Annotated in this window: 17 protein-coding genes and 1 tRNA gene; 6 read left to right on the top strand and 12 right to left on the bottom strand. The window is 68.1% G+C overall.

Annotated elements, in window-relative coordinates; translation table 11 throughout:
- The first annotated feature begins 227 nt into the window (after positions 1-227).
- The gene (locus NX1_RS11455) at positions 228-1,781 is read left to right on the top strand and encodes an acyl-CoA carboxylase subunit beta (RefSeq protein WP_068057545.1); all 1,554 of its coding nucleotides are present in this window, start codon (positions 228-230) and stop codon (positions 1,779-1,781) included.
- 347 nt (positions 1,782-2,128) lie between these two features.
- Here NX1_RS11455 and NX1_RS11460 read toward each other — a convergent pair whose 3' ends face one another.
- On the bottom strand, positions 2,129-5,407 hold the full coding sequence (locus NX1_RS11460) for a protein kinase domain-containing protein (RefSeq protein WP_068057506.1): 3,279 nt from the start codon (positions 5,405-5,407) through the stop codon (positions 2,129-2,131).
- Positions 5,408-5,660: 253 nt separating this feature from the next.
- Between NX1_RS11460 and NX1_RS11465 the strand changes: the two genes are divergently transcribed.
- On the top strand, positions 5,661-8,963 hold the full coding sequence (locus NX1_RS11465; protein ID WP_068057508.1) for a protein kinase domain-containing protein: 3,303 nt from the start codon (positions 5,661-5,663) through the stop codon (positions 8,961-8,963).
- 36 nt (positions 8,964-8,999) lie between these two features.
- Here NX1_RS11465 and NX1_RS11470 read toward each other — a convergent pair whose 3' ends face one another.
- Complete coding sequence (locus NX1_RS11470; RefSeq protein WP_084501336.1) at positions 9,000-9,653, bottom strand: TetR/AcrR family transcriptional regulator; 654 nt, start codon at positions 9,651-9,653, stop codon at positions 9,000-9,002.
- 297 nt (positions 9,654-9,950) lie between these two features.
- Here NX1_RS11470 and NX1_RS37260 point away from each other — a divergent pair, with 297 nt between their 5' ends.
- Both NX1_RS37260 and NX1_RS11480 read left to right on the top strand, forming a co-directional pair.
- On the top strand, positions 9,951-10,292 hold the full coding sequence (locus NX1_RS37260) for a hypothetical protein (RefSeq protein ID WP_176580383.1): 342 nt from the start codon (positions 9,951-9,953) through the stop codon (positions 10,290-10,292).
- 105 nt (positions 10,293-10,397) lie between these two features.
- The gene (locus NX1_RS11480) at positions 10,398-11,663 is read left to right on the top strand and encodes an FAD-dependent monooxygenase (protein ID WP_068057513.1); all 1,266 of its coding nucleotides are present in this window, start codon (positions 10,398-10,400) and stop codon (positions 11,661-11,663) included.
- Between the two features lie 77 nt (positions 11,664-11,740).
- Here the strand turns inward: NX1_RS11480 and NX1_RS11485 are convergent.
- Positions 11,741-11,813 (bottom strand) — tRNA-Asn (locus NX1_RS11485).
- A 221-nt stretch (positions 11,814-12,034) separates the two neighbouring features.
- Here NX1_RS11485 and NX1_RS11490 point away from each other — a divergent pair.
- The gene (locus NX1_RS11490) at positions 12,035-12,280 is read left to right on the top strand and encodes a hypothetical protein (protein WP_068057515.1); all 246 of its coding nucleotides are present in this window, start codon (positions 12,035-12,037) and stop codon (positions 12,278-12,280) included.
- Between the two features lie 240 nt (positions 12,281-12,520).
- On the opposite strand, the gene dnaG is transcribed toward NX1_RS11490, so the two are convergent.
- The 9 genes from dnaG to NX1_RS11535 all read right to left on the bottom strand — a co-directional run bounded on the left by dnaG (position 12,521) and on the right by NX1_RS11535 (position 22,282).
- Positions 12,521-14,431 (bottom strand): DNA primase, encoded by a 1,911-nt coding sequence (dnaG, locus tag NX1_RS11495; protein WP_068057517.1) that lies wholly within the window; start codon positions 14,429-14,431, stop codon positions 12,521-12,523.
- Between the two features lie 152 nt (positions 14,432-14,583).
- Positions 14,584-15,843 (bottom strand): deoxyguanosinetriphosphate triphosphohydrolase, encoded by a 1,260-nt coding sequence (locus NX1_RS11500; RefSeq protein ID WP_068057519.1) that lies wholly within the window; start codon positions 15,841-15,843, stop codon positions 14,584-14,586.
- Between the two features lie 4 nt (positions 15,844-15,847).
- On the bottom strand, positions 15,848-16,426 hold the full coding sequence (locus tag NX1_RS11505; RefSeq protein WP_157119681.1) for a YdcF family protein: 579 nt from the start codon (positions 16,424-16,426) through the stop codon (positions 15,848-15,850).
- A gap of 343 nt (positions 16,427-16,769) precedes the next feature.
- A complete protein-coding gene (locus NX1_RS11510; RefSeq protein WP_068057521.1) occupies positions 16,770-17,753 on the bottom strand; it encodes a hypothetical protein in 984 nt (327 codons plus the stop codon).
- Between the two features lie 8 nt (positions 17,754-17,761).
- Positions 17,762-17,977, bottom strand: a complete 216-nt coding sequence (locus NX1_RS11515; protein WP_068057523.1) for a hypothetical protein — start codon at positions 17,975-17,977, stop codon at positions 17,762-17,764.
- A gap of 53 nt (positions 17,978-18,030) precedes the next feature.
- The gene (locus tag NX1_RS11520; RefSeq protein WP_068057525.1) at positions 18,031-19,029 is read right to left on the bottom strand and encodes an alpha/beta hydrolase; all 999 of its coding nucleotides are present in this window, start codon (positions 19,027-19,029) and stop codon (positions 18,031-18,033) included.
- 121 nt (positions 19,030-19,150) lie between these two features.
- The gene (locus tag NX1_RS11525) at positions 19,151-20,395 is read right to left on the bottom strand and encodes a PucR family transcriptional regulator (RefSeq protein WP_068057526.1); all 1,245 of its coding nucleotides are present in this window, start codon (positions 20,393-20,395) and stop codon (positions 19,151-19,153) included.
- A 32-nt stretch (positions 20,396-20,427) separates the two neighbouring features.
- A complete protein-coding gene (locus tag NX1_RS11530; RefSeq protein WP_068057527.1) occupies positions 20,428-21,573 on the bottom strand; it encodes a serine hydrolase domain-containing protein in 1,146 nt (381 codons plus the stop codon).
- A 31-nt stretch (positions 21,574-21,604) separates the two neighbouring features.
- Positions 21,605-22,282 (bottom strand): MBL fold metallo-hydrolase, encoded by a 678-nt coding sequence (locus NX1_RS11535; RefSeq protein WP_068057530.1) that lies wholly within the window; start codon positions 22,280-22,282, stop codon positions 21,605-21,607.
- 50 nt (positions 22,283-22,332) lie between these two features.
- Here NX1_RS11535 and NX1_RS11540 point away from each other — a divergent pair.
- Positions 22,333-24,036, top strand: a 1,704-nt coding sequence (locus NX1_RS11540; RefSeq protein WP_068057532.1) for a TPM domain-containing protein, incomplete at its 3' end; no start/stop codon positions are given.

Consider the following 24,036-nt stretch of genomic DNA (forward strand, 5'->3'; position numbering starts at 1 on the left):
GACCTGTGCGGCATAGGGCTGGCATCCTGCCGCCGCTCAGGCGACTCACTCGAGGTGGCCAGCGATAGGCATACCGCCGAGTGTGTTCGAACCCGTTGGGTGGGAGGTGATGCGCGCCCGGCCTCGACTGTGATTTGTCCCGTATCTCCGGTTCGATGACACATTCCGTGTCGACACCGCTTAACGTCGCGACGGCACAACAGTTGGTTTGGAAGGTGGCAGCGAGCGTGGCAGATACCCGGGCGAAGATCGATGAACTGGTCAAGATCCTCACGATCGCCGCGGAACCGGCAGGTGAGGCCGGTGTCGCCAAGCGGGAGAAGAAGGGCGTTCCGAGCGTTCGCCAGCGTGTGGACATGCTGCTCGACCGCGGGACGTTCATCGAGACGGGCGCGTTGGCTCGTCAGCCCGGCCAACCGGATGCTCTCTACGGTGACGGCTTGGTCACCGGTCGCGGGTTGATCGGCGGCCGTCCGGTGGTGGTGATCGCCCACGATCAGACCGTGTACGGCGGGTCGGTCGGCATCACGTCCGCCCGCAAGTTCATGCGGGCGCTGCAACTCGCTTTCGACAACGCCTGCCCTGTGGTGACGATCAACGATTCCGGCGGTGCGCGTATCCAGGACGCGGTCGGTTCGATCGCTTCGTTCGGTGATATTTCCCGGGTATTGGAGAAACTGTCCGGGTATGTGCCGCAGGTGTCGATCATTCTCGGCAAATGCGCGGCGGGTTCGGTGTACGGGCCGATCAACACCGACGTCCTCATCGGGACCAAAGATTCCTACATGTTCGTCACCGGGCCGGAGGTGATCAAAGCCGTCAACGGTGAGGACATCACCGCCGAGGAACTCGGTGGCGCCAAGGTACAGGCCGAACGCGGCACCCTGCACCACGTGGCCGACACCGAGCAGCAAGCCTACGACTGGGCCCGCAATTACCTGAGCTACATGCCGACGAGCTGTCTCGAGCAACCGCCGATCGTGAACCCCGGTCTGGAGCCGGAGATCACCGCGTCCGATCGGGAGCTCGACACGATCATCCCGGATTCCGATCGCGCCGGTTACGACATGCACGAGATCCTGCTACGGATTTTCGACGACGGTGAATTTCACGAAGTCCGCGCCGCGTTCGCCCCGAATCTGATCACCGGGTTCGCCCGGGTCGACGGATATCCGGTCGGTGTGATCGCCAATCAACCGTTGGTATTGGGTGGTTCCATAGACGCCGCCTGCTCGGACAAATCGACCTACTTCATCCGGCTCTGCGACGCGTTCAACATCCCGCTGGTGTTCGTCGCCGACACCCCGGGCGTACTGCCGGGGCTCGAGCAGGAAGCCAGTGGTGTGATCATCCGCGGTGGCCGGGTGCCGCGTGCGATCATCGAGGCGACGGTGCCGATCATCAACCTGGTCGTGCGCAAGTCCTACGGTGGCGCCTACGGCATGATGGCGGCCAGGCAAGTGGGCGCCGATATCAGTTTCGCCTGGCCGACGGCCCGGATCGCGGTGATCGGCGCCGACAGCGCGGTCGACCTCATCGGCAGGCGGCAATTGGCGGCGGTGCCGGAGGAGCATCGGGCAGCGGCGCGCGAGTTCATGATCAACCAGTACAACGAGACGATCGCCACGCCGTGGATCGCCGCCGAACGCGGCTATATCGACGCGGTCATCGAACCGGCGCACACCCGTCTGGAGATCCGGCGCGCGCTGCGCCTGTTGCGCGACAAGCCGCCGGTCAAGCCGGAGTTCAACCCGCGCAAACACCCGGTGTATCCGATGTGATCTTCCCATCGTGTGGCCATGAGGACCGCTGGCGTTCAACAGATTTCGGGCCAAGCGTCGCGCACAACCGCTGGCGGGCATGATCACGGCGCCCGCCACCGAGCAAGCACGACTCGGTGGCGGGCCACCCGGGCAGGGGCTGTCCGGGATCACCGGTCTCCCTTGCCACGGGCCGCCACGCCGCGCGCCGCGTCGTCGCCCGCGGATGGCGGCCAGCTCGGCGGCAGCCGGGACGGCCAGTAACAGGGAAGGCCGTTCGGGCACTGCGCCATTCGCATCCTCGTTCGAGTCCAGGGCCGCTGAACCGGGTCATAGGCTGCCCATCTGTCCTGTCTCGGCCCTCGCTGTCAGCGTTCCGGAATCTTGTCCTGCGATGCCGCGATCCACGCCGCGATCTGTGCCCGCGAGGTGAAACCCAGCTTGGTCAGCAGGTGCTCCACATGTCCCTGAGCCGTGCGCGGTGAGATGACCAGGCGGGTGGCGATCTCCCGATTGCTGAGCCCTTCGGCGATCAGTTCGGCGACTTCCCTTTCCCGCTTGGTGAGCTTGCGACCGGCGACGTCGGTCGGCGCCTGTGCGGTGTGCTCACCCAAGGCATAGGCGATCGCGGCATCGAAACTGAGCGCGGCGCCTTCCCGCTGGGCTGCGGAGTACGTCTGCCTGCTCAGAGCCTGTCGCGTTCGGCGCTCGTATTCTTCTTGGTGGACGCTCAGGTCCGAGAACATCACCGGCATAGTTCCCACCAACTGGCCGATCCGCTCGGCAGCCGCGGTCAACACGACCGCACGCTCCGCATCCTGTCCTTCAGCGGCAATCCACGCCAGCGTTTGCAGGCAAATACTCACGTTTGCGCGGTCTTTCAGCGTCCGGCTCAGCTGCAGCGCTTCCACGAGTAACCGAGTCGCTCGCTCGGGATCGCCCTTCCGCCACAACGCGACAGCCAGCGACCACAGCACGTAGGACTGGAAGATCGTGCCGCCGTGCTCTTCGGTGAGCGCGAGCGCGTGCTCGTAGTACTCGATTGCCTTGTCGGTGTTGTCGCGGAACTCGTGGGTGAGACCGAGGAACATCACGGCGTCGACCTGGAAGGGGACTTCACCCCGTTCCTCGTACAACCGGATGGCTTCCTCGAAATAAGGGCGCGCGGCGGAAGGGTCCCCGCTATACAGGGCGAGGATTCCGGCGGCGAAGTCGATGTGTGCGCGAGCCAGTGCATCGGTCGACTGCTCGACGAGCGCTTGCCCTTCACGCACCAGACGCGCCACCGCGGGAAGGTCGCCCTGCACCGCTGCCATCAGCGACGCGACGTAGATCGCAGCGGCCTGTTCGACGGTGACTGCTCCGGTGTGCCGGGCGAGCAGGCGATCGAACCAGCGCCGCCCCTCGCTGAGCAAGCCCTGAAAGAACCAGGAGTTGGAGAGAGCTACGGCGAGCCGAATCCCGGCTTCGGGGTCGTCGGCCACGCAGAATTCCAACGCCTGCCGTAGATTCGGTCGCTCCCTGCGCAACCTGGAGAAGCATTCGAGCGCACGGGGGCCGACCGAACCGGCGTTCGCATCGAAAGCAAGCCGTTCATACCAATCACGATGACGGCGGCAGACCTCGAGATATTCGCCTGACTGCCGCACTTTTTCCTGACCGTAGTCGCGCACGGTATCGAGCATGCTGAACCGTGCCGACTCCTCCCGAACGAGGATCGACTTGTCGACGAGGAAAGCGATCGTATCCCAAAGTGTCTCTGCCGCAATATCTTCCGCGCAGACGAGCTGCGCGGCCTCCAGGTCGAAGCTTCCGGCGAACACCGAAAGTTGTGCCCATACTCGTTGTTCCGTCGGTGTGCACAGGTCGTAGCTCCAGTCGATACACATCCGCAAGGTCTGTTGCCGCGCCGGGGCGCCTCTTTTGCCGCGCGTCAACAGCGCGAAACGATCGGTCAACCGCTGCAAGATCTGCTCCGGCGACATCGCCCGCAGCCAGGCCGTCGCCAACTCGATCGGCAACGGCAGGCCGTCCAGCTTGCGACAGATCCGGGCGATGGTGACCTTGTTGTCCTCGGTCAGCTCGAACCCGGCGACAGCCGCGGCGGCCCGCTCGGCGAACAACCGCATCGCGTCGTTGCGGGTCGGGCTCCTCGGTAGCCGATCGGGATCGGGAACGGCGAGCGGGTGAACAGGCAAGACCACTTCCCCGTCGAGGCCGATCGGCTCGCGACTCGTCGTCAGAATCCGCAAACCGGCACACGCGCGAAGCAGCGACTCGGCGAGCTTGGCGACACCGGCCACCATCTGCTCGCAATTGTCCAGCACCAGTAGCGATTCCCGATCGGCCAGGAACTCGGCGAGCACTTCGGGCAACGGCCGCACCGACCTGTCCTGCAATCCCAGCGCCGCCGCCACGATGCTCGGCAGCAGCGACTCGTCCTGTACCTCCCCCAGCTCGACGAAAGCCACGCCGTCGGCGTACGCGCCCTCCACGGTAGTGGCGATCCGCACCGCCAACCTGGTCTTGCCCACCCCGCCGATACCGGTCAGAGTCACCAATCGCGAGGTCGACAACGCGTTCGTCGCTTCGGTCAACTCCGTGCGCCGGCCGACGAAGCTCGTCAGCTCCACCGGAGGCCGGCTCGGTCTGCTCGAAACCGCGGAACGCTCCTGCGGCTGACGCCCGTCCGACCCGGTCGCGGAGAACTTCTCACGCCGCGGTGGCACCTGCTCGGCTCTTGCCGGAGTGAGGAGGGCCATCTCGTCGACGGGGAAACCATGGTCACGTTGCGATGCCTGGAGTTGCTCGCCCAACTCCATGGCCGAAGGGCGACCGCGCGGGTCACCGCCCATGGCATGTTCGACGATGGCGCCGACATCCGCGGAAATCCCCTCCTCCCGCAGATCCGGAACGGGGCCGGACGAAATCCGGACGAACTGAGCCACCAAATCCTCACCGCTGCGACGTTCGAAAGCGGCATGACCGGTGATCGCGGCGAACAACGTCGCGCCGAGACCATAGACATCCGCCGCGGGACTCGGCGGCTCACCGGCGATCACTTCCGGGGCGGTGAAAGCCGGTGTGCCCGTGACGATGCCGGTGCCGGTGACGAACCCGCCCGCGATATGAGCGATTCCGAAATCCACCAGCGTCGGCTCGCCGTAATCGGTGAACAAGACGTTCCCGGGCTTGACATCGCGATGCAGAACCCCGAAGCGGTGCGCCGTCTCCAGGGCTCCGGCCAGCTTCACCCCGAGGTGCAGCGCTTCCCGCAGGTCCAGCGGTCCGTTGTTGCGTATCCGTGCGTCGAGAGAGCCGTGCGGGTAGTACGGCATGACTATGAAGGGTCGACCGTTATCGGTGATACCGGCATGCAGGACATGCACGATATTGGGATGCCCGGTGAGCCTGCCTCCGGCGCGCTCCTCCCGGAAGAACCGCGCTCGATTGTCCTCGTCGAGATCGGCGGTCAACACCTTCACCGCCACCACGCGATCCAGCCCGGCCTGCGCGCAGCGATAGACGACGCCGAAACCACCACGGCCGATCTCTTCCGCGTCGTCGAACCCGGCCGCAGCCAGCTCCGCAACGACCGAACCGGAAACGTCGTCGCGTTGCGTCGCGAATGGATCGGCGTCGGTCATCGACTACACCGATTCATCCCATCCGCGCCATGGCACCAGCACCATTACCCTGCACACCTCTCGATGACTACTTCGAGAATATCGCCGGGTGCGTGACCGAGGGTCTCGTTGCCGCTGGGCGGGGCCAGGAGCCAGTTCCGCCGGGTCGCCATGGCGTTGCTAGCACGGTGCCGAGCCTCGAGCCGGGGCGCAAGGCGTGATGACCGGGATGGACTGCGCGATATCCTGAGCACGGACGAAGCAGGACCGGCGCATGGGCGAAAACGACCTGTTGAATACACAGCGCGCGGTGATCCCCGAGGTCACGGCCGAGCTGGGCGCGGCCGGTTTCGCCGATGCGGAGGAGATCGGCCGCGGCGGATTCGGGGTGGTGTATCGGTGCACCCAGGTCGCTTTGGACCGGACGGTGGCGATCAAGGTGCTCACCGCCGACCTGGACGAGGGGAACCGGGAGCGGTTCGTCCGGGAACAGCGGGCGATGGGCAGGCTGACCGGGCACCCGAACATCGCGGAGGTGCTCGAGGTCGGCACCACCATGTCCGGGCTGCCTTATCTGGTGATGCCGTATTATCCGCAGGATTCTCTCGATGCCCGTATCCGCCGCCACGGTCCGCTGTCGGTCGAGGAGACGCTGCGGCTGGGGGTCAAGATCGCCGGGGCGCTCGAGACCGCGCATCGACTCGGCATCCTGCACCGCGACGTCAAACCCGGCAACATCCTGATCACCGATTACGGTGAGCCCGCCCTGACCGATTTCGGCATCGCGCGCATCCCCGCCGGATTCCACACCACGACCGGCACGATCACCGGTTCACCTGCGTTCACCGCACCGGAAGTACTCAGCGATGCGGCGCCCACCCCCGCGGCCGACGTGTACGGACTCGGCGCGACACTGTTCGCCGCGCTCACCGGTCATGCCGCTTTCGAACGTCGCAGCGGCGAGCAGGTGGTGGCCCAATTCGTGCGGATCACCGAGCAGCCGCTGCCGAACCTGCGCGAGCACGGCATCGACGACGACCTCGCGCAGGTGATCGAACATGCCATGGCCCGCGAGCCCGAGCAGCGGCCCTCCGCAGCGGCACTGGGTGAGCAACTGCAACGACTCCAGGCCGGACGCAGGTTGCCGGTCGACGAGATGGCGGTACGAGCGGAGGCGGAAGGGCGGCCCGAAGGCGCTCCGGTTTCCTTGATTCCGCCGACCGCCGGTCCTTCGCCGGTTCCGGGATTTTCATCGTCCGCTCAGTCGATCGGCGCGAAGGCGTTTCACCCTGTCGAGCTGACCAGCTTCGTCGGCCGCCGCGCCGAACTGACCGAGGTCAAGAGCCTGCTCGCGAGCTCGCGGCTGGTGACGTTGACCGGGATCGGCGGGGTCGGCAAGACGCGGCTGGCGACGCGGGTCGCCGCCGGTGTGCAACGGGATTTCGCCGACGGGGTGTGGCTGGTCGAGCTCGTCGAACTGCGCGACGGCGGCCTGCTGCCGGAGGTGATCGCCACGGCTTTGGCACTGCGACCGCACCGGCGGCAGGTTCTCGCGGTGCTGATCGACCACTTAGCGTCGCGGCAGCTGCTGCTGGTGCTGGACAACTGCGAACAAATCGTCGACGCCGTAGCGAAGGTCGCGGAGACCTTGCTGCGGGCGTGCCCGGCATTGCGGATCCTCACCACCAGCCGCGAGCCCCTCGACATCGGCGGGGAGTCCGTCCTACGGGTGCGACCGCTGACGGTTCCCGATGCGGATCGGCCGCCGACACTGCGCGGCGCGCCCCGCTACGACGCGGTCACCCTGTTCGTCGAACGGGCAGGCGCGGCCGTGCCAGGCTTCGCACTCACCGAGGACAACCTCGCGACGGTGACCGAGATCTGCCGCCGCCTCGACGGGCTGCCATTGGCGATCGAGCTGGCCGCGGCCCGGCTACGAGCGTTGTCACCGGAGCAGATCCGGCAACGCCTCACCGATCGATATGCGCTGTTGACCCACGGCAGCCGCACCGCGCCGAGCCGCCAGCAGACCCTACGGTGGTGCATCGACTGGAGTTACTCGCTGTGCACCGAGGCCGAGCAAACGGCCTGGTCGCGGCTCTCGGTGTTCGCGGGCAGCTTCGAACTCGACGCGGCCGAACAGATCTGCCGAGACGACCACGACGGGGAGGATCTGCTCGACGTACTGACCGCCCTGGTCGATAAATCCATCCTGATCAGGGAGGAGTCGGGTCCGGCGGTGCGGTTCCGGATGCTCGAGACGCTACGCGAATACGGCCGCGACAAACTCGACGAGACCGGCGAATACCCGAAAATCCGACGCCGGCATATGGATTGGTACCGGCGGCTGGCCGAGGACGCCGAGGCGGATTGGATCAGCCCCCGCCAGCTCGACTGGATCGCCCGCCTCGACCGCGAGCAACCCAACCTGCGCGAAGCGTTGAACTTTTCGCTCGACGACACCGAAACCGAACCGGACGCGGCGTTGTCGTTCGTGGCGGCCCTGCAACTGTTCTGGCCCTCCCGAGGCCAGCTCGGTGAGGAGCGGCGCTGGCTCGACCGCGCCCTTGCCCGCGGTCCCGCCACCGACATTCCGTTACGCGCCAAGGCACTGTGGCGCGCTGCGCTGGTGGCTGCGGCCCAAGACAATTCCCGTGCGTTGTCCGCGCTGGTCGCGCAGGCGCAGACGCTCGACGAACGGACCGAGGATTCGACCGTGCACGCCTTCGCGGAGCTCATCCAAGCCCTCAGCGTGGTCAACAGCGGCGGCCGTGCGCCCGCACTCGCCCCCCTCGAAGCCGCCCTCGAGTCGTTCACCACCCAGGGTGATGTCTACGGACAGTTATGGGCCCTTATCGCACTCGGTTGGACGCAGGAATTGCAGGGAGATGGTGCGGCAACTCGTCCGTATCACGAAAAGGCGCTGGCAATCACGGAATCTCACGGCGAGTCCGTTCATCGGTCATACATTCTGTGGATTGTGGCCGTGGCCGCGTGGCGCCGGGGCGATCACGATCGTGCGATGTCGCTGCTGCGGCAGCAGTTGCAGTTGACAAGGCACCAAAAAGATCTGTTGCTGGGCGGCATCGCGCTGGAGATACTCGGGTGGGTTGTGGGAAGCCAGGGGAATGCGCGGCGTGCCGCCGTGTTGATGGGCTCTGCGTCAGCACAGTCTCGGTCGACCGGCATCGCCACCGTGCCGTTCGCGACCCTGATGGTCCACCACGACGACTGCGAACGAGCGGCGCGTCACAAGCTCGGTAGGCGAGCGTTCGAGACCGCCTTCCGCGAAGGGGCCGCGCTGGATCTCGACACCGCAATTGGCTACGCCCTGGAAGAGCAACCGCAAGCAACGACTCCCGGTCCTGGCCCCTCGACAGAGCTGACCGCCCGGGAACAGGAGGTGGCAAGCCTGATCGCCGACGGCCTCACCAACAAGGCCATCGCCGCCCGGCTGAGCATCTCCCTCCGCACCGCGCAGGGACATGTCGAACACATCCTGACCAAACTCGGATTCAGCTCGCGCGCGCAGATCGCCGCCTGGGTCGCCGAGCGGAGCCGACCCGGGCAGAGTTGAAGGCGCGGTCACGAATTCGCCTCGCTCCAGCGCACGCTACTTCTTCCCGGCCCTCCGTCGAGCGGGCGGCGCGTATGTCTCCAGGTAGGCGGTTACGAGGCGTCGCGCTTCGTCGATCGTGGCATCGTCGCCGGTCGCGGAGCGTCGGAACGCGACATCGAGGAGCCGGTCACCGGCCTCGACGGCGAGCTGAACGACCAATTGGGGCGTATCGGCGCCGATGAGGTCGCGCCTGGTGAGGAAGCGCCAGAACCGCTCCGCCGCCGATTCGTCATAGGCGCGCGCAATTTCGACGAGCATCGGGCTGCGTCCCGCGGCGAACCACAGAGCGGCCATGCCAGGGCGCCGACGGAAGCAGGCGATATACGCGTCGATGACGAGGTCGCAGGCCTCGCGCAGAGTGAGCGCCTCGACCTGATTCAGCGCCGTTGTGGTCGACTTCTCGACCTCGCGGATATAGCGCTGCAAGAGTTCGGCGTCGACCCGATACCGGTCGGGGAAATAGTGGTAGATGGACGCGGTCGGAATTCCTGCCCGCTCACCGATCGCACCGAGGGTCGCTGCCTCGTAACCCTGCTCGCCGAGCAGCACCTCGGCGGCATCGAGAATCGCCTTCACACGCTCGATCCCGCGGCGCTGCACCGGCGCCGGACGAGCGGGTACCTGCGGTGTCAGCGAAATCTCGACCACGAATCGAGAATATCAGCCGCGATGTTCGCGAGTTACGCGCCGAGGTACCCCGGACTGCCGCGCGAGCCGAGTCGCCATCGGGCTCGGCGCGACATTTTCGGCGGCGACGGTGCGCCGCCGCCCAACACGCTCAGGCTCGGCATAGGCACGCGGCTTCACTGGGCGCGGGCACCCTCGGATTGGGCACCGGTGGGAAAAGTGGCGGGAACTATAAATCAGTTACTGCGGCGACTTATGGAGCCCGGCGAAAAAGCGTAGGATTCCAGCAGGTCGGGACAGCATTTTTGGAGCCCTATCATGACCGAGAGAAAGAATTCACGCACGAAGTTCGCCCGATTGGCGGCCGCCGCCGGCGTAGCCGCAGTCGCTGCGATTCCGGTTGCCGCAGCCGCGGCCCAAGCGCCTACCGCGCAAGCAACACCCACGCCCGCATCCCAATTCGTCGACAGCCCCGGCTGGGGTGGCGGCGGCGGTTGGGGCGGCGGCGGCTGGGGTTGGGGGGGCGGCGGCTGGGGATGGGGTCGCGGCGGTTGGGGTCACGGCGGCGGCTGGGGCTGGGGCGGCTGGGGTGGCTGGGGCGGCTGGGGATGGAATCCCGGCTGGGGCGGCTGGGGCTGGGGCGGCTGGGGCAGCTTCTAGCGCCAATGACCGAGCCCGGACACGCACAGCGTGCCGGGCTCGGTTCTATCGAATACCCGATCACGTGAAGCCAGTTCGACCAACCGGGCTGGAGCTGGTGACCAGATGAAGATTGTCTGTATCGGTGGTGGGCCGGCCGGGTTGTACTTCGCTATTTCGATGAAGCGGCGCGACCCGGCCCATGACATCACGGTGATCGACCGCGATCCCCTCGGATCCACCTATGGCTGGGGCGTCGTGTACTGGGACGACCTGCTCGACATTCTGTACAGGAACGACCCCGACAGCGCCCAAGAGGTGCGTGCCGGGTCGGTCGTATGGCGCGAACAGGCAATCCATGTGCGCGACAACCAGACCGCGCATTTCGGGGGCTACGGGTTCAGCATGGGGCGCGCCGCATTGCTCGATGTACTTTCCCGACGGGCGAGCGACCTGGGGGTCGATGTCCAGCACGGGCGAGAGGTCCACGATCTGTCCGGCTTCGACGACGCCGATCTGATCGTCGCCTCCGACGGTGCGAACAGCCGGGTACGGCAGCTGAGTAACGATCGCTTCGGCACGTCCGTCACTCTCGGCGAGAATCGATACATCTGGCTCGGGACGGACAAGGTTTTCACCCGATTCACCTTCGCCTTCGAACTCACCTCGGCCGGTTGGATCTGGTTCCATGCCTATCCGTCGGTTGCCGAAAAGATCAGCACCTGCATCGTCGAATGCCAACCGCAGACTTGGCACGGACTCGGATTCGATTCCCTGGACAACACGGAGAACTTACGTGCCCTGGAGAACACATTCGCGCGCCTTCTCGACGGTCACTCGTTGATCAGCAAGACACGAGGCGAATTCGCAAGGTGGAGCCGCTTTCCCGAGATAACCAACAAGACCTGGTATCACGACAACGTGGTGCTGCTCGGCGATGCGGCGCACACGACGCACTTCACCATCGGTTCGGGCACCCGGTTGGCAATCGTCGACGCCGTCGTGCTCGCACAGAACCTGTACGAGCATGCCGAGGTCGCCGCCGCGCTGGAGAACTACGACGCGCAGCGCCGCGCAGCGCTGCGCCCGATACAGGCCGCCGCCCGTGCCAGCATGGTCTGGTTCGAACACGCCGACCGGTATCTGGACCGCGGCGCCGTGCAGTTCGCCTATGCGATGGCGGTTCGGCACGGGCTGCAAGCGCCGTGGCGATATCAGCTACACCTGCTCACACAGGTACCCACTGTGCGTAAGCTCCGCCGCGCCATCGACTCCGGAGAGCGGTGGTGGCGGGCTGCCCGCCGGGGAGAACTCGCGATGGCACTGCCCTCGCCACGACGCCCACCCGAAACAACCGACCGCACCGTGGGACTCGGCCGCCGCGCGGGATGAGAGCGTGCCGTTTCGTGTCTTCGACCCCGAAAACCAGAAAAACCAGGGTCGAACTGATAAGTTCGCCCTGGTCACTGCTCCCCCATCTGGACTCGAACCAGAAACCTGCCGATTAACAGTCGGCTGCTCTGCCAATTGAGCTATAGGGGACTATCCTGGGTGGCTCTCCCGTACTGGGCGGGCCGAGGAGAAACTTTAGCGTATTGCTGGGCGGGTTCCCAAATCGCGCCCCTACCTGGGGTGATGCGGGGGTGCCCGTGGGGTTGGTGGGGTACCTGGTGTCCCAGTGGTAACTCGGTGCCGGATCGACAGGCGGACCGGGCGTCGGGCAGGATAGTAGCGCGCACAGGCGATTGGGAGGAGCTCGAGGAATGCTGCGGTTGATCATCGGCGTCGCGGCCGGTTACGTGCTCGGCAGTAAGGCCGGGCGGGCTCGCTACGAACAGATCAGCGCGGCGACGCGCGCGGTCACCTCGAGTCCGGTGACCCGCACCCTGGTGAAGGCGGGACGGCAGAAGCTGTCCGACAGGTTGAGCACCCGCCCGAAGCTGGAGCCGATGGTGCCGTTGGACGAGCGCACCACCGTGCTGGTGCCGCAGGATCAGCTGCGCCGCTGAGCGACGCGCATAGAGCGAACAGAGGCCGCCGACCGCGACTTCGATAGGGTCGGCGGCCTTTTCGGGTCCCGCGCCGCCGTTTCGGGTCCAGCGCCATCATTTCGAATCCAACGCGATCGTTGCGAGTTCAGAGCCCGTTCTTCGACTCCGGCGCCGTGGTTCGAGTTCAGCCGAGTGCCGCGGTTGTCGATCGGCCGCCGCGCGGACTCGGGAACGTCCTAGTCCGCAGCGGACGCGCGATCAGGCCGGAGCGAAATCGTCGGAGTTGCCCATCGCTTGCGCCTCCAGGCTCTTCCGGTACTGCTCCAGCGCGACGAGGTCGCCGAACAGCGCCATGTAGGCGTCGGTCTGTTCGGTGGCCGACAGCCGTTGCAGCTTGGATTTCAGCGTCGCGATCTGACGGCCGACCCACGCCTCCTGGGCGCGGGCGAGCACGCCGGTGATGAAGCGCGGGATGTCGTCGACGGACTTCACCGGCAGCGGCTCGTTGGCGAGTTCGGAGACCAGGGCGCGCAGGGTGAGATCGTCGGTGGCGTCGGCGACGGCGTTGACCCATTCCGCGCCGCTCAGTCCGGCGGACGCGCCGCCCGCGTCGGCGACCATGGTGCGGACCGCGACATAGGCGGGGTGGGTGAATGCCTCGGTCTCCAGCGCGTCGAACACCGTTCCCGCGATGGCCGGGTATTGCAAAGCGGCGCAGAGACTTTGGCGTTGTGGCAGCAGCACCGGATCGTTCGGGTTGGGTCGGGCTGCGGGCTGATCGGCGGCCTTCGTGGTCGGCGCGGGCGCTTCGGCGCGGCGGGGGCCGCCGAGGCGGGCACGCTTGGCTTCCTCACCGACGCGGCGCACTACGGTCTGGATGTCGTCCCAGCCGACCCAGCCGGCGAGGCGGGTGGCGTAGGCCTTGCGGGTGGCGTTGTCCTTGATCTGCGCGACCACCGGGACCGCGCGGCGCAGCGCCTCGACCTGACCTTCGACCGTGTCCAGGTTGTGTTCGGCGAGAAGGCCGCGAATCACGAACTCGTACAGGGGGGTTCGCCGCGCGATCAGGTCGCGGACCGCGCCGTCGCCGGAGCGCTGGCGCAGCTCGCACGGATCCTGACCGTCGGGCGCGACGGCGATGTAGGTCTGGCCCGCCAGCTTCTGATCGCCCGCGAAGGCCTTCAGCGCCGCCGCCTGACCCGCCGCGTCGCCGTCGAAGGTGTAGATGATCTCGCCGCGCCAGAAGTTGTCGTCCATCAGCAGGCGGCGCAGGATCGCCATGTGCTCGTCACCGAAGGCGGTGCCGCAGGAGGCGACGGCGGTTTTCACGCCGGCGAGGTGCATGGCCATCACGTCGGTGTAGCCCTCGACCACGACGGCCTGACGGCCCTTGGCGATCTCGCGCTTGGCGTGGTCGAGGCCGAACAGCACCTGGGACTTCTTGTACAGCAACGTCTCCGGCGTGTTCACGTACTTGCCTGGCATGGTGTCGTCGTCGAAGAGCTTGCGGGCGCCGAACCCGATGACCTCGCCGCCGAGATTGCGGATCGGCCACAGCAGACGACGGTGGAACCGGTCGATGGGGCCGCGTTTGCCCTGCCTGGACAGGCCGGCGGCCTCCAGCTCCTTGAAGTCGAAGCCCTTGCGAAGCAGGTATTTGGTGAGCGCGTCCCAGCCGTCCGGCGCGTAGCCGCAGCCGAACTGGAGGGCCGCGTTGCCGTCGAAGTTGCGGTCGGTGAGGAACTTGCGCGCCGCCTCGGCCTCCGGCTCGCGCAGCCGGGCCATGTAGAACTCGTGCGCGGCGGCGTTGGCTGCGACCAGGCGGGCGCGGGTGCCGCGATCGCGCTGCACCGAAGTGCCGCCGCCCTCGTAGTTGATCTGGTAGCCGATCCGGTCGGCCATCTGCTCGACGGCCTCGACGAAGCCGATGTGCTCTATCTTCTGCAGGAACTTGTAGACGTCCCCGCCCTCGCCGCACCCGAAGCAGTGGAATAGGCCGTGGTTCGGCCGCACATGGAACGACGGCGACTTCTCGTCGTGGAACGGGCACAACCCCTTCATGGAGTCCGCCCCCGCCCGCTTCAGCGCGACGTACTCCCCCACCACGTCTTCGATCCGGACGCGTTCGCGTATTGCCGCGATATCGCGATCAGGGAGTCGTCCGGCCACCCGACGAGTCTAGCCAGTCCGGGCGCTACCGAGGCAGGGGCATCGGTTCTCCGGGACGACGCGCCTCGGAGGTCGACCAGACCGAACATCGACCTGTTGCCGAACCCGTGCGCGAACAAGGGACGTGACGACGCAATGACGTGATGATTACGTCAACAGCCGAAATAGTCGGCGAGGCGTTCGAGGCGGCTTTCGGTGTAGGAGGCGATCTGGTCGACGATGACGCGGATCTCGGCGGTGGGGGTGGTGGCGGCGTGCCACCACGGGAGGAGTTGGGGGTCGAGGTGGCGGGGGGCTTCGGCGTGCAGGCGGGCGGCTACGGCGAGGAGGCGTTCGCGTTGGGCGGCCTGGCGGCGGCGGTGGTCCGGGTCGGACATGACGTAGCGCAGGGCGACGGTCTTGAGCATGGCCACTTCGGCGGCGGCGACCGGCGGGACCTCGAGGTCGGCGGCGTAGCGGGACAGCGGTCTGCCGCCCGCGACGGTGCGGGTGGCCATGATCGCGGCCGTGGCGAAGCGGCCGACCAGCTCGCTGGTGAGGCGTTTCAGGGCGACGGAGGCGGTGAGGGTGCCGTCGTAGCGGAAGACCGCGGCGACCACCGGCAGTTCCGACAGGCGCTGGGCGGCCTCGATCAGTTCGTCGGTGGTGAGACTGCCGTGCTGGGCGTGGCCCATTCTGGCGAGCTCGCGCTGTTCGGAGGGGTCGGCGAGGGCGCGCAGATCGATGCGGCCCGCGATGATGCCGTCCTCGACGTCGTGCACCGAGTAGGCGACGTCGTCGGACCAGTCCATGATCTGGCATTCCAGGCTGCGCCTGCGGTCCGGCGCGCCTTTGCGTATCCACGCCAGCCGGTCGAGGTCGATGTCGTAGGCGCCGAACTTGGTGCCGGATCCCGTTCTGCCCCACGGGTATTTGATCGCCGCGTCGAGGGCGGCGCGGGTCAGGTTGAGCCCGGCGCTCGCGCCGTCGGGGGTGAGCACCTTGGGTTCGAGACGGGTGAGGATGCGCAGGTTCTGCGCGTTGCCCTCGAATCCGCCGTGCGCGTCGGCGAATTGGTCGAGTGCCGTCTCGCCGTTGTGGCCGTAGGGCGGGTGGCCGATGTCGTGCGCGAGCCCAGCCAGATCGACCAGGTCGGGGTCGCAGCGCAGGCCGTCGGCGATGCTGCGGCCGATCTGCGCGACCTCCAGCGAGTGGGTGAGCCTGGTGCGCGGGGTATCGCCGTCGCGAGGACCCATCACCTGTGTCTTGTCCGCGAGCCTTCGCAGCGCCGCGGAATGCAGGACGCGGGCGCGGTCGCGGGCGAACTCGGTGCGGTGGCCGTTCTCGAACTCGCTGCGTGGCGGGGCGAGGCCCGCGGTCTTCGCGCTCTCGGCGGCCAGCCGTTCCCGGTCGTGGTCGGTGTAGCTGTCCATCGGGTCACTGGCCCGCGGTGTAGGAGAAATCGGCGGAGAAGTGCGTCAGCTGGTACCACAGCAGCGCGAAGGTTTCCCTGGCGATGCCGTGTGCCTGGGATTCGCGGGTGTAGACGGCGGGGCCGGTGCGGGTGGGCGCGGTCCACGCGTGCAGCCCGGCATCGCGCGCCATGGTTCGGGTGCGCAGCGAATGCCACGGGTCGCTGACCAGCACGGCGGAGGACATGTCGCGCGCCTTCATGGCCAGTGCGACGGCCTCGACGCTGCGCAGCGTGTCCGAGCCGGTCTCGACGGCCAGGATGCGGTCGGCGGGTACGCCGCGCTGCTGGAGGTAGTTTTTGCCGGAGGCGGCCTCGGTGTAGAGATCGCCCTCCTGCTTACCGCCGACGGTGATCACCCGCGGCGCGACGCCCGCCTCGAGCAGCTGATACGCCTGGTCGAGACGAGCCTCGAACACCGAGGACGGCGTGCCCGAATACTGTGCGGCGCCGAGCACCACGATCGCGTCGGCCGTGGTGTAGTCGTCGATCCGCGCGACCTGCCAGACCCGAAAAGCGGTGCCGCCGACCAACACCAGGCCCATCAGCACCGCGCCGACCAGGATCCGCCTGGCCCAGCGCAGCACCCCGGCTCCGGCCCCGCGCGCGAGGCCGGATTCGTGCGCCGAGGCCGGCGTGCTGCGCTGAGGTGCCGAAATCACTCCACCAAGTCTGCCAGGTCACCGCGACTCCAGGCGGACGTGTGCGCGGGTGTGGCCGCATCGGTACGCGGAGGAATCCGCCCCGCGGCCCGCGCTCGGCGTTGCCGCGTCCGCCGGGAAATGAATCCGCTCGGCTCGGCCGTCGCGAATCGCGCTGCCGCCCCGGCCAATCCGCTCTCACCGACGAGCAGAGTCAAGGCCGTCGATGAACATCCGGTCCACGTCCTCATTTCGTCCGATCGACGAGATCGATGAGATCAGCCCGGTCGACCGGCTCGAGCAGCTCGCCGATGGCGTGCAGCGTTCGCCGCGCCGCGGGCGTGGCCGCCTGGTCGAGCAGCGCGCCGACCACGGCGCCGTCGCCCTTGCTCAACCGGTCGGCTATCGAGCGCAAGTGGCGTCCGTCCACCTCGGACAACACGGTGAGCAGCTCGCCCACCGCTTCGTCACGGGTGGCCACCTCGAGCAACCGGTCCAGCCCCGCGTCGTCGAGATCGTCGAGGAACTCGCCGCCGAGTGCGCGGCGCAGTTCCGGCTCCAGCCGGGACAGCACCGAGATCCCGGCGATCAACGTCTCGTCCGAGCCCGCCGAGGCGGCGCGAACGACGGCGCCGCGGCGCGCCGGGGGCAGCACCCGGACGACATCGTTCAGCCGATCCGCCGACGGTGTCAGAGCGGCGGTGCGCAGCAGCCCCTCGTCGTCGGTGATACCTCGCTCGAAGCCGCGGACCAGCTCGTCGGTGGCGTGCTCGAGGAACCCCGCCGCCGTGACGTAATCGCGCCTGCGCAGCAGCTCGTTGGCGGTGGGCACCAGCACCTCAGCGGGCACCCGAGGGGCGAGCACCGGAATGACCCGCGGATCCAGATAGGGCGCGGCGTCGGCCAGGTATTCCGGGGTGAGCTCGCCGAGCATCCCCGCCGCTCGGTCGGGGTGGTCCAGACCCAGCGCTCCCCCGGCCCGGCCGCCGACCTCGGCGGGCACCGCTTGCAGCGCAACCTTGGCGGCCAGCGCGTTGGGCACCAGCGGTGCGAGCTTGCTCACCCTGGCGAAGGTGGCGGCGTGCGCGTCGAAGAGCCGGTCGGAGATGCGCTCCCGCAATTCGCGCAGATTCTGCGCGCCGAGGCGGGTCAGTCCGGCCAGTCGGGCGGGGTCGACGTTCAGCGTCTGGGCCAGCATGTCCAGCTGGCCTCGCGTCAGCAGATCGGTCATCGTCTCGCCTACCTTCCGAACAGGATCTTGCGGGCCGGGATGCGGACGAGCCGGGGCAGCACGCCGAAGCCCGCGTCGATGGCGGCGTCGAGGCTGTGCCGCTGCTGTTGTTCGGCGCGGCGCAGCAGGGTCAGCAGGGTTGTCGCCTCCTCGTCGGTGAGCTGGTCGATGATTTCGCGCGGCTCGGCCAGCTCGGCGAGCAATTCGCTTTTCGGTTCGGTCATCCGGGTGGGCGCTCCTGACTGTCGAAAACGGTGGAATGATCAGGTATTCGGAGTCAGGCGCTCCGGCGTTCGGCGCGCTGCCACAGCGTGCGATCGAGGAACCCGCCGATCTCAGCGACGGCTCGGGCGGCCTCCGGCACGATCGAGGCCGCCGCCTGGAACACGTGCACCTGTCCCGGCCAGACGTGCAGTTCGCACGGCACGCCGTGCTCGGCGAGGCGGGCGGCCATGAGTTCGGCATCGGGATAGACGAATTCGCTGGAACTGACCTGAATCAAGGTGGGCGGCAGACCCGCCAGATCGGCGTGCGCGGGCGAGACCAAAGGCGTTGTCCCGCAATTGCGCTCGGCGAGTATGCCGAACATCGGCACCGCTCGGACCGGGAAGACCGCACAGACGCCGCCGGTGGGCGCCGCGAGCTTCGCGGTGTGATCCCAGTCGGTGAGCGGGGCCATGGCGACGATCGCGGCGGGCATCGGCAGTCCCTGATCGCGAATCTCCAGCGCGGTCGTGAAAACCAGGTAGCCTCCCGCGGAATCGCCCATCAACGTGATGTTCTCCGGTGCGACGCCCATCTCCAGCGCGTGGCGGTATCCATCGACGCAATCCGCAACCGCTTCGGCAACGCCGTATTTGGGCAGCTTGCGATATCCGGGCGCGAGGATGCGCGCCGAGAGCAGGTCGGCGAAGCGGCCGATCATCTGGTGGTGCAGGGCCCGGTTCCCGATGAGGAATGCGCCGCCGTGCAGATAGAGCACGAAGCGAGATTCGTCGACGACGCGCGGGGTGGTGAGTTCGGCTGTGCAGTGCGGCAGGGCGATACGCTGCCTGACCAGTCCCGGCGAGGTGCGCAGCGCTCGCCCGAGATGGTCGACCGCGTCGTACGGCCACGGCAGATCGGGATAGCGCGACCAGAGCGCGATGAGGGGGCGCACGGAGTACCGGATCACCGCGTCGAGGAGCCGGGAGCGGCGACTGCCGCCCGGAAATTCGGTTCGCAGCGGATTGGGTTGGGGGCGTTGGGCGGAACGGTCCACGTCGACCGAGTTCATGGTGGCGGCCCTTCTCCTACGTTGTGAGCGTGTCACAAGTATCGGCAACCGTCTGAGTCGGTGTCACTGCATTGATACGAGAATACGGCCCGCCGTATTCGTCACGCGGAACGAACCGCCGTCAACTCGAGTCGGTGTTCGCGCTCGCGGCGGGTGGGTGGAGCCGGTAAACCATCAATGCCGCGGACAGCAGCCGGGATTCGCCGGGGTCGGCGGGATCGAAGCCGGTGAGCTCGGCGATGCGGCGCAGGCGATAACTGAAGCTGTTGGGGTGCAGATGCACTTCGGCCGCCGCCGCCTTGCGATCGGAACCGTGCCTGATGTGCGCGTCGAGCGCCTCGAGCAGGTGCGGATACGGTTCGAGCGGAACGATGCATTGCGCCAGCCGATCTCGCGACCGTCCCGGACGGGTCAGCTGGTATTCCAGCATCAGGTCGTCGAGCACGTAGGTGCCCGTCGGGAGACCGAGGGCCCTGGCGAGATCGTTGAGTTCGGCGGCCTCGCTCGCTGCGGCCGCCAGCTCGCTGCGTGGCACCGATCCGGCGTCGATCACGACGACGGCGTCGCCGAGCCGGGTTGCCAGCGCCGCGGCCAGCTCCGCGTACGGAGCCACCGGGTCCGCGGCCGACGGGAGCAGCGCGATGCCGGTCGTGCCGTCGAAAGTGTTCAGCGCGGTGGTTCCGGCGAGCGCGTCGAGCGCCTGTTGTACCAACCGGATTCGGCGGCGGGCCACCACGGCGTCGACCATCGGACCCGCCTGGTTGAACGGGACGACCTGGATAGCGAGTATGTCGTAGCGATCGGCCAGCGTGATGTCGGCGCGGGCGGCCAGTTCGGCCGTCTCGGCGCCGCGCAACAACGCGGCGCACAGCAGCCTGCGGGCCTCCCGTTCGCTGCCGTAGATGGACTGCTCCACATCGCTGTGCGTCTCGGTGATCGACACGGTCACATTGGTCAGCAGGTCGAGCAGCAGGTCGGAGAAGGCCAACAGGTCCGGCAGGTCGTCCGGCTCGGCGAGCGCCCCGGCCTCCGCCCACAGACGTCGCACGGATCCGAACAGCGCCAAGATCAAGACCCGCAACGGAATTCGGTCTTCGGCGTGCCGCTGGACAACCGGAATCATGAGCTCGGCGACTTCCTCGGGAGTGCACGCCCGCCCTTCGTCGAGCGCCTCCAGGAACAGCGCGGCGCCCGCGACGATCGCGGGAATCACCTCGTCGGTGAAATGCCCAGCGGGCAACCCTTCGGCCTCCGGGATCGCGGCGATCCCGGCGTCGAGCAATTCGCTCATCAGATCGGTGAGACGCGGGACGAGCCGGTTGATGATCGGAGCATCGACCGACAGGCGTGGCTGTGCGGCGGACATGGCGGCATTGTGACCGCCCGGCCGCCGCCGCGCTAGAGCGCCGCGTAGACCGCGGCGACGAGGTCGTAGGCGCGGCGGTCGCCCGCGAGGCCGTCGCGGCGCAGGTTCGGGATGAACGCCAGCGCGAGATCGTGTTCCAGGTCGCCGAGACCGACCGAGCCGCCCGCGCCGGGATGACCGAACGCCGTCGCGCGGGCGGGCTTCGGGAGCAGGAAGTTCATCGAGGGGCGCATATAACCGAGGGCGAAAGCGCTTTCCAGGGAAAGGACTTCGTCCGGGCCGCGCACCCGTTCACGCACCGCGTCGCGCAGCGTCTCCGGGCGAAGCAGGTCGCCGCGGATCAGGTCGCGGTAGAAACGGGCCAGCGCGCGCGGCGTGGTGACCAGGCCGGACGCGGGCCAGCCGCCCGCGAGAACAGCCGGATCGTTATAGGAGCCTGCGGGATTCGTCGACCCGCGCATCAGCAGGGAGTCGGGATCCCGATAAGAGTCGACGAGCCGTCGCACCGCGGAGTCCTCCGGCAGATCGTCTGTCCGCCAAGTCATTTGATCGGCGGGCGGGAAACCGAGCCGGGCCGCGCGGGAGATCTCGCCCTCACCCGCCCAAAGTTCCGCACCGAAATGCTCCCTGACGAATTCCGGGACGGTGCGGCCGGTGCGTCTGCGCACCAGCTCGCCGACCAGCCAGCCGAAGGTGAGCGCGTGGTAGCCGTGTGCGGCGCCGGGCTCCCAGACCGGTGCCTGCCCGGCGAGCTCGGCCGCCATGGCTGCGGGGTCGGCCGCGTCCAGCTTGGTCAGCGGCCGGTCGAATGCGGGCAGGCCCGCGCGGTGGGTCAGCAGGTCTTCGACGGTGACCGAGTGCTTGCCGTGCGCGGCGAATTCCGGCCACCAGCGGCGCACCGGCTGCTCCGGCCTGGTCCCCTCGCGCTCCATGACCAGCAGCGCGGCGGTAGCGGTGACCGCCTTGGTGCAGGAGAACGCGACGCACGGCGTGTCCGCGAGCCATGGCCGCCCGCTGCGCTCGTCGGCCACGCCGCCCCACAGATCGACCACCGGCCGTCCGCTCGCGAACACCGCTATCGCCGCGCCCCGGTTCTGCCCGTCGGCGAAGCTCGCCGCGAACACCTCCCGCACCTCACGGAAGGCGGGATCGCAGGTTCCGGCAATGGCATCCGTCACCCAAAAATTAGAACATGTTTCAGTTCGGCTGTCACCAGCCGCGTTCGCGCCACTCCCCCAGGTGCGGGCGCTCCGCGCCGAGGGTGGTGTCGTCGCCGTGGCCCGGGTAGACGACGGTGTCGTCGTCGTAGCGATCGAAGAGCTTGGTGGTGACGTCGGTGTAGAGGGAAATGAAATCTTCAGGGCTGTGGGTCTTTCCGACGCCGCCGGGGAAGAGGCTGTCGCCGGTGAAGAGGTGGATGCGGCCGGGTTCTTCGGGGAGGGCGAGGGCGATCGAGCCAGGGGTGTGGCCGCTGAGGTGGATAACGGTGAGGGTGAGGTCGCCGATCTCGACGGTGTCGCCGTCGGCGAGAAGGCGGTCGGGGGTGACGGGCAGCAGGTCGGCGTCGAGGCGGTGGGCCGCCGTGGGGACGCCGAGCTCGGCGGCGACCTCCTTCAGCGCCCACCAGTGGTCGGGGTGCTGGTGGGTGGTGACGATCAGGCGGACCTTGCCCGGCGCTTCCTGCTCGATGAGCTCGAGGATGCGGCCGGGTTCGTTGGCGGCGTCGATGAGCAACGCGGCACCGGTGGCCGCGCACTGCACGAGGTAGACGTTGTTGTCCATCGCGCCGACGGACATCTTGACGATGCGCGCGCCGTCGATATCGCGCTGCTGCGGGTTCGATCCCGCGGACACGTGGCCGGTGTAGGGGCGGTCGATCGTGATCACGCCTCGATGCTATCCACTGATTCGGCCGGAACCGGGGATAGATTCGTGGGATGCCGTCGCAGCCGAAATGTCGCGCCCGCCGGACCGCCCCGGTGGTGGCCTGTCTCCTGCTGCTGGTCACGGCGCTGCTCGGCGCGCCGACCGCCGCGGCGGAGCCACCGAGCCGGATGGACACCTATGTCGTCGACAGCGCGGGCGCGTTGAACCGCGAGCAGCGGGACAGCGTGCAGGCCGCGCTGGACCGTCTCTACGACGACCGGAAGCTCCGGCTGTGGATCTCCTACGTGCGCGATTTCGACGGGCTCGGTCCCGAGGCGTGGGCCGAACGCACCGCCGCCGCATCGGGTTTCGGCACCCGCGATCTGCTGCTCGCGGTCGCCACCGGTTCGCGCGACTACTGGTTCTACGGCGAGCTGCCGGACGGAGTCAGCGACAGCGAACTGGAAGAGCTGCTGACCCGCGAGGTCGAGCCCGCGCTGCGCGACGGCGACTGGGCCACCGCGGGCATCGCGACCGCCGACGGCCTGAACTCGGCGATGAGCGCGGGCGGGGTGAGCTTCCGCACGCTGCTGATCCTGGCCATCGTCGTCGCGGTGGCGGTCGGCGCGCTGCTGCTGTACACGCGCAAACGCCGCGGCGATCGGCAGCGGGCCGCGCTGGACGCCGCGCGGCGCGTCGAGCCTGGCGACAGCGCCGCCCTCGCCGCGCTTCCGCTTGAGGCGCTGCACGCGCGTTCCCGTGAGGTGCTCGTCGAGATCGACAACGCGGTGCGCACCAGCGGCGAGGAATTGGAGCTGGCCGTCGGCGAATTCGGTGCGACGGCCGCGATGCCGTTCACCACCGCGCTGAACGACGCGAAGGCCGCGGCCGCCAAGGCGTTCGCCATTCGCCAGCGGCTCGACGACGGCCTTCCCGAGACCGCCGACGAGCAGCGCCGTCTGCTGATCGAGCTGATCGGCGCGGTGGGCCGCGCGGATCGCGAACTCGACGGGCGGGTAGCCGAATTCGACGCGATGCGCGACCTTTTGATCGACGCGCCGAGCCGGTTGGACGCGCTGACCAGGGACCTGGTCGATCTCACCGGCCGGGTGCCCGCCTCGGAGGCGGAGCTGACCAGGCTTACCGCCACGCATCCGGCGAGCGCGCTCGCCCCGATCCGGGACAACACGGCGATGGCGCGCGAGCGAATGGCCTTCGCCGAACAAAACATCGACGCGGGACGCGAGGCCATTGCGCTGCCGGTCGGCAAGCAGGGCGGCGCCGTCGGCGCGATCCGGGCCGCCGAGGCGGCCATCGGCCAGGCGCGCACGCTGCTCGACGCGGTCGACAACGCGGCGACCGACATCGCGCGGGCTCGCGACGGTCTGCCCGCGGTGCTCGACGAACTGCGCAAGGACATCGCAGGCGCCACCGAACTCGCCGCGTTCGGCGGGCCGGAGCTGGCCGCCGCCACCGCCTCGGCGCGGCAGGCGCTCGACGAGGCGTCCGCCAAGGCCGACGCCGATCCGCTCGACGCCTTTCACGATGCGGTGGCCGCCGACGGTGATCTGGATCGGGCCATCGCCGCCGCCACCGATCGCAAGCTCGCCGCCGAGGATCTGCGCCGCCGCCTCGACCAGGCGCTCACCGACGCGGACGTCAGGGTGCGTGCCGCGGGCGAGTTCGTCACCACGCGCCGCGGCGGCATCGACGCCACCGCGCGCACCCGGCTCTCCGAAGCGCAGCGGAATCTCGATGCGGCGCAACGGCTCGCG

It is taken from the genome of Nocardia xishanensis NBRC 101358 (genome assembly GCF_001613365.1).
GTDB lineage: Bacteria > Actinomycetota > Actinomycetes > Mycobacteriales > Mycobacteriaceae > Nocardia > Nocardia xishanensis.

Bases quoted from the DNA above. Each gene is read 5' to 3' on its own strand.
- NX1_RS11460 (WP_068057506.1), bottom strand. From the start codon at position 5,407: ATGACCGACGCCGATCCATTCGCGACGCAACGCGACGACGTTTCCGGT.
- NX1_RS11465 (WP_068057508.1), top strand. From the start codon at position 5,661: ATGGGCGAAAACGACCTGTTGAATACACAGCGCGCGGTGATCCCCGAG.
- NX1_RS37260 (WP_176580383.1), top strand. From the start codon at position 9,951: ATGACCGAGAGAAAGAATTCACGCACGAAGTTCGCCCGATTGGCGGCC.
- NX1_RS11480 (WP_068057513.1), top strand. From the start codon at position 10,398: ATGAAGATTGTCTGTATCGGTGGTGGGCCGGCCGGGTTGTACTTCGCT.
- NX1_RS11490 (WP_068057515.1), top strand. From the start codon at position 12,035: ATGCTGCGGTTGATCATCGGCGTCGCGGCCGGTTACGTGCTCGGCAGT.
- NX1_RS11500 (WP_068057519.1), bottom strand. From the start codon at position 15,843: ATGGACAGCTACACCGACCACGACCGGGAACGGCTGGCCGCCGAGAGC.
- NX1_RS11505 (WP_157119681.1), bottom strand. From the start codon at position 16,426: ATGGGCCTGGTGTTGGTCGGCGGCACCGCTTTTCGGGTCTGGCAGGTC.
- NX1_RS11510 (WP_068057521.1), bottom strand. From the start codon at position 17,753: ATGACCGATCTGCTGACGCGAGGCCAGCTGGACATGCTGGCCCAGACG.
- NX1_RS11515 (WP_068057523.1), bottom strand. From the start codon at position 17,977: ATGACCGAACCGAAAAGCGAATTGCTCGCCGAGCTGGCCGAGCCGCGC.
- NX1_RS11520 (WP_068057525.1), bottom strand. From the start codon at position 19,029: ATGAACTCGGTCGACGTGGACCGTTCCGCCCAACGCCCCCAACCCAAT.
- NX1_RS11525 (WP_068057526.1), bottom strand. From the start codon at position 20,395: ATGTCCGCCGCACAGCCACGCCTGTCGGTCGATGCTCCGATCATCAAC.